Source organism: Helicobacter mesocricetorum, assembly GCF_900198605.1.
GTDB lineage: Bacteria > Campylobacterota > Campylobacteria > Campylobacterales > Helicobacteraceae > Helicobacter_D > Helicobacter_D mesocricetorum.
On the sequence record NZ_FZPJ01000061.1, the window covers coordinates 1 to 5,351 of the forward strand.

At 34.6% G+C, this 5,351-nt stretch carries 4 protein-coding genes and 1 pseudogene; all 5 read left to right on the top strand.

The window, feature by feature from the left end; translation table 11 throughout:
- Positions 1 to 507: 507 nt before the first annotated feature.
- The 5 genes and pseudogenes from C6H18_RS09140 (at position 508) to C6H18_RS09160 (ending at position 4,985) form a co-directional block, all read left to right on the top strand.
- The gene (locus C6H18_RS09140; protein WP_104722788.1) at positions 508 to 1,290 is read left to right on the top strand and encodes a class I SAM-dependent methyltransferase; all 783 of its coding nucleotides are present in this window, start codon (positions 508 to 510) and stop codon (positions 1,288 to 1,290) included.
- A gap of 34 nt (positions 1,291 to 1,324) precedes the next feature.
- Positions 1,325 to 2,083, top strand: coding sequence for a hypothetical protein (locus C6H18_RS09145; RefSeq protein ID WP_104722789.1), 759 nt, complete (start codon positions 1,325 to 1,327; stop codon positions 2,081 to 2,083).
- The gene (locus tag C6H18_RS09150) at positions 2,080 to 2,673 is read left to right on the top strand and encodes a hypothetical protein (protein WP_104722790.1); all 594 of its coding nucleotides are present in this window, start codon (positions 2,080 to 2,082) and stop codon (positions 2,671 to 2,673) included. The genes C6H18_RS09145 and C6H18_RS09150 overlap by 4 nt, the downstream gene beginning before the upstream one ends.
- 41 nt (positions 2,674 to 2,714) lie before the next feature.
- Positions 2,715 to 3,487: pseudogene (locus C6H18_RS09155) on the top strand (class I SAM-dependent methyltransferase).
- Entirely contained in the window at positions 3,471 to 4,985 is a 1,515-nt protein-coding gene (locus C6H18_RS09160) for a CDP-glycerol glycerophosphotransferase family protein (RefSeq protein ID WP_104722791.1), read from the top strand. The pseudogene C6H18_RS09155 and the gene C6H18_RS09160 overlap by 17 nt, the downstream one beginning before the upstream one ends.
- Positions 4,986 to 5,351: the final 366 nt, after the last annotated feature.

Below are 5,351 nucleotides of genomic sequence, written 5' to 3' on the forward strand. Positions count from 1 at the left end.
TTTAAAGGAGAGGGTTTGGAGTCTTAAGCTTGGTTGGTTTCTAAGTATCTTTGTATTGCTCAGATTCTTAACTAATTGGATTTTTTAGTTAAACAATTAAATGTAGTTTGTGCAAGTTTTTTGTAGAAGTTAAAGTATAATGTTATGGGGTGATTGCCACAGGCTGACACCCTATGGCAAAATCTATGCCCCTAAAAAGGAGCTAAGATGAAAGCTATCAAATTCATCTTGGTTGCGATTATACTGCTTTGTATAATTGCTGTCAAGGCTTATTAAGCTTTGTCCCCTCTTAAGGGGGCTAAGATGAATTTAACCTGTGGTTATAAATATAATATCTCTTGTGGCTTTTTATTATTATTCTCTTTTTTGTTTATTATCTATTAGTTATTACATAACAATGATTAATTCTGCATCAAAGCTTAAGTTTCCTGCTCTTGTTTGTAAGGTTATGGGTAAATTTAAGGGGTGGTTGGTATAATTTCACGATTTTATTAAAAGGGAAATGTGATGAAGCAAGGTGATTTTACAGAGGTTGCAAAGCACTATCATAATCGTCCAGCTTATAGTGAAATGCTTTTAGAAAAGCTCATAGCTTGTATTAATGACGAGAAAAAGCCTACCAAAGATTTAAATATTGTAGAAGTTGGAGCAGGGACAGGGAAGCTTACCCAAGTGTTAGCTAATTTAGGTTGTAATGTTTTGGCTGTTGAACCTAATGATAATATGCGAGAAGAGGGAGTTAGGGTTACAGAGGGTATGAATGTGAAATGGCAAAAGGGAAGCGGAGAGGAGACGGGTGTGGATTCAAATTATGCCGATTGGGTAATTATGGCAAGTTCTTTTCATTGGACAGATCCTAAAAAATCTTTGCCTGAATTTGCAAGAATACTTAAAAACACTAGCGGGGGGGGGGGCAAATATTTTACAGCTATTTGGAATCCTAGAAATATACAAGAAGGTTCTATCTTTTTTGAAATCGAAAATGAAATTAAACGCATTGTCCCAGAGCTTAATCGTGTTAGTAGCGGGAGCCAAAATGTAAAAAAATGGGAGGAAATCCTTGTCTCTACGGGAGATTTTAAAGATTGTTTTTTTATGGAATGCGATTATTTTGAAACTATGGATAAGGATCGTTATTTAGGTGCTTGGCATTCTGTGAATGATATACAAGCTCAAGCAGGTGAGCGTCGGTGGCAAGAGATTTTAGCGATGATTAGTGCTAAAATTGCTTCTTTGTCTATTATCCAAATCCCTTATAAAATTAGGGCTTGGAGTGTAAGAAAAGTTTAAAACCCTAAAAAGTAGGGTTTGATAAAGGAAAATTATGAAACCCTTAGTTTATGTCTATCCCGCAGGTGTTACAGGAAAAATACTCGGCGGTATGATAGAGTATGTTACAGGGCGGGCACCGATTTTTATTGATGATAATATAAAAGACTGCGGGATTGAAGATTATGCTCAAGCTATCCTATCTCAAGGCGCAAATGTGGAACTTGCTTGGGATAAACGCTCGGGTTTAAATCATCAAACTATTCTCAAACTCCAACATAAACTTACTAAACTTTCTATTCCTTATCGTGAAGATTCTATGCTTTCTTATGCTAAAGAGAGTGTTAAGAAGCTTAAAGCCCAAATTAGCCTTAAAGGTTGGAGGCAGATTTTAGGGATTGAGCTTGGGGGTATGGCAGAAGATAAGCATTTGGGGTTTTTAGACGATAAAATTACAGAGCTTTCTAAAGGCAGTGTTAAAATTGTCTATTTCTGCGGGACTTTTGAAGCTTATCAGAGGATTCAAGAAAAAATCTTTCAAGAATCTTTAGATTCTTTAGCGATTTTTCTCCCTTGTTTTTATCTGGATTTAGTGGATTGTGTGGATGTGCTTTGTAAAGTCTCTTGGACTCCTAAAAACCCAAAAATTTCTACTATTATCGTAGGGCATTCTTTAGCGGATTTTTCTTCTTCATCGTTAAAGGAAGAAGAGGGAAAATTTGATTATCTTTGTGTTGCTTCTCCTAAGTTTATGCCTTTAGCGGGGGGGGGGGCAAATTCATACCTTGTGGATATTTGGGGTTTGATAGAATGATTAGTGTGATGGGGAAGGAATATGGAGATAAAAAAGCTGTTTTATTTGCTCCCTATGATATAGAAGAGCTAGAGTTAATGATACCTTATATGCGCACTATGCAAACTTCTCTTCCTGAAGTTAATGTGATTTTGCGTTCAAGAAGCTTTTGTGAAAATATTTGGAAGAGTGCTTATGTGGAAGAAAAGCTTAAAACTCTAGAATCTTCTAAAAATTTTTTTATTGATGATTCTTGGCAAATTCGCCCACAAAGTTATTTGGACTCTTTTTTGTTGGTATGTGGGAAGACCACTTCTCGGTATTCTTTTCCTTTTTTGAGCCTCTCTCCTGCGCTTGTTTTGTTTGCTAAAGAAAAGGTTTTAGATGAGGAGCTTGGAAAGTGCTTGGAATCCTTAACCCCAGAAGAATTTATCCAGATAGTAAAAACATTCCAAAAAGAACACCAACAATGGGCAAAGAGCATTGCTAGATACAGAGAAGACAATCTCTACCACTTTGGCAAAGCTAGTGAGTATTTAGCAAAATATCTTTTGCGCAATCTTTTTAAAGTTGATTTTATAAAGGAGGTAGCAGTATCGTTAAAAACTTGAAATTCAAAATCTAAATTTAATCTATATCTTAAGGAGAATCTATGAAAAAAATTGTTGAACAGGTGTGGGATTATACCAAACACGCAAAATTTTATGAATTTAGACCTAATTATGCGCCAAATACTATTACAATGCTTGTTAAGTTGGCGGGGGGGGGGGCAAAAATACCCCTTTAAGGGTTGCTGATATTGGAGCTGGGACAGGGAATTTAAGTATTATGTTATTAGAGAGAGGTTGTGAAGTAGTTGCGGTAGAGCCTAATGATGCGATGCGCGAAATTGGGATTGAACGAACAAAAGGAAGTAACATTGAATGGGTTAGGGCTACGGGGATTGATTCTACACTCTCTAGCGGTGATTTTGATTGGGTTACTTTTGGGAGTAGCTTTAATGTAATGGACAGACTAGAGGCTTTAAAAGAGGCTCATCGGTTATTGAAACCCCAAAGTTATTTTTCTTGTATGTGGAATCATAGGGATTTACAAGATAAGATTCAAGAGGTGGCAGAAAATGTAATTTTGGAGTTTGTGCCAAATTACACAAGGGGTGTAAGGCGAGAAGAGCAAAGAAGCTTTATAGAGGGATATAAAGAGCTTTTTGATAATATTATTTATATAGAAGAGGATTTTTATTTTCATCAGAGTTTAGAGAACTATATCAATGCTTGGCAAAGTGTAAAAAATCCTTATTGGGACTTAGAAACTCAAGAGGGGCAAGAATTATTTCAAAGCATTACCCAAAAAATGCGTGAGAAATTGCCTAAGGAATTTGATATTAAATATACAACAAGGTGCTGGAGTGCAAAAAAAGTCTAAAAATCTTTATCTTTATCCTAATGGAGAGGATACGCAAGCAGCTTTTTTAATGATAAAAGAGCTGCAAAAACAAAATTATATGGAACAAAGAGAAATTTTTGTTGTCGATGATTCCTTAGAGGCTACCTCTATTGCCTCTTTAGAAAATGATATTAAGAGGGGGGAATTATGGATTATTCATCAAGATAAAGATTTTTATCATAGATTATTAGAAAATGCTAAAGATTTTTTACCTAAGAATGGAATAGAGGCTTTAGAGCAAATCTTTTTAAAAGCTATTGAAAACTTTGATTTTGAATGGGTGAAAGAAAATGTTGTCAATGAGCATTTTCTTTTTCTAAGTTATGCGAGTTATTTTTGTTTGCATTTTTGGATTTCTTTAGGAGAAGAAAGTGCTTTTGTAAAGGCTTTTAAGCAACTAACTTTTAGGGCGAATGATTATTTTTTGGAGTATTTTAATTTGCAAACTCCAATTATTGGGATACAAGTTACGCCTTTTAGTGCAGGTAAGCATTTAGGGGAGATTGGGGAGTTTTTAGAGAAGCGAAACTTAAGGGTTTGTTATGTGTATTATGACGAAGAATCTTATGAGAGTTTGCCTCTCTCTAAAAGACCTCATTCGATTTGTTTTCCTCTACAATCTAGTTATATGGGGATATTTTTTAATATTTTTCAACTTTATGTAACCTGTCGTATGCCACTTACCTCTCCTAATTGGGGGCAAAAATACATTTATGTCTCTCACGCTTATATCGATCCTATCGCTGCTCTCTACCAACGCAATCGTCCGCTTGATGATTTTTGGTTTAAGAAAAAAATGGGGATTAATGGGTTTAGAATGGTAACTTCTGCTTCAAATTATAAGATTTTTGAAGAAAAGTTTTTGGAATATGGTTATAAGGAAGAGCTTGTATGTGCGGGTTATCCTAGTCTTGATAGCTATATTTTAGAGTATTCTAAAGTCCCTCTTATTGCTAATGCCAACACTATTTTAATCGCTATTAATGATACGAGGAATCTTGTTTTTATAAAAGAACTTTTAAAAAGTTTAAATTCTAAGCAAAAAGTTATTTTACGCCCACATCCAGGTTCTAAAAAAGAAGATTATCAAGAGATTCTTAATCTCCCTAGAGGGGGGGGGGTGTTCTATGATACCTCTAATCGCTTAAGTGCAGAGAAAATGGCGGAGTGTCTTTGTCTTATAGGGGATTATTCGAGTTTGGTTTATACCTTTCCTCTAACGACTTTGAAACCTGCTATTTTAATTGGTTCTGAAAGTCAGAATACCTATAAAGGGATTAGTTTTTATAATCCCTCATTGCATTTTTGTGCTAGAAATATCAAAGAATGCCTTGAAAGTATCGAAAAAATAAGAAATGAAGATAAAAAACAAAGAGCCAAAGCTATTTGGGATTATCGGGAAAAGGAAGTCTTTAATTTAGGAAACTCTAGTGCTTTTATCGCAGATTTTATTTTTAAGCAGATGAAGCATTTATGAGTTTTAAGGAATGATTTGATGATTAGAGTTCTTACCTAAACGCTCTTTTTTAAGAATCTAAGAATCTAACCAACCTAAAGACTCTAAACCAAACAACAACCAACCCCCTTAAGCTTAAAACCTTACAAACAAGAGTAGGAAACTTAAGCTTTGATAAACAAAGCTGTCCTAATTGCTTGTAAGGTTTTAAACTTAAGGGAGTAAAAGAAGTAAGAGAGTGTAAAGGTTAGGGTTTAAGGGAATTATCCCCACTACCACTTCATTAATCTAAGATTCTAATTAAACCAATTAAATTCAATCAATCTAAGAATCTTAACAAACAAAGAAACAAAAGAATAGTTTAAAAAAAAGAAAAGATTAAACCCT

Coding starts and splice junctions, on each gene's coding strand:
- C6H18_RS09150 (WP_104722790.1), top strand. CDS start 2,080: ATGATTAGTGTGATGGGGAAGGAATATGGAGATAAAAAAGCTGTTTTA.
- C6H18_RS09140 (WP_104722788.1), top strand. CDS start 508: ATGAAGCAAGGTGATTTTACAGAGGTTGCAAAGCACTATCATAATCGT.
- C6H18_RS09145 (WP_104722789.1), top strand. CDS start 1,325: ATGAAACCCTTAGTTTATGTCTATCCCGCAGGTGTTACAGGAAAAATA.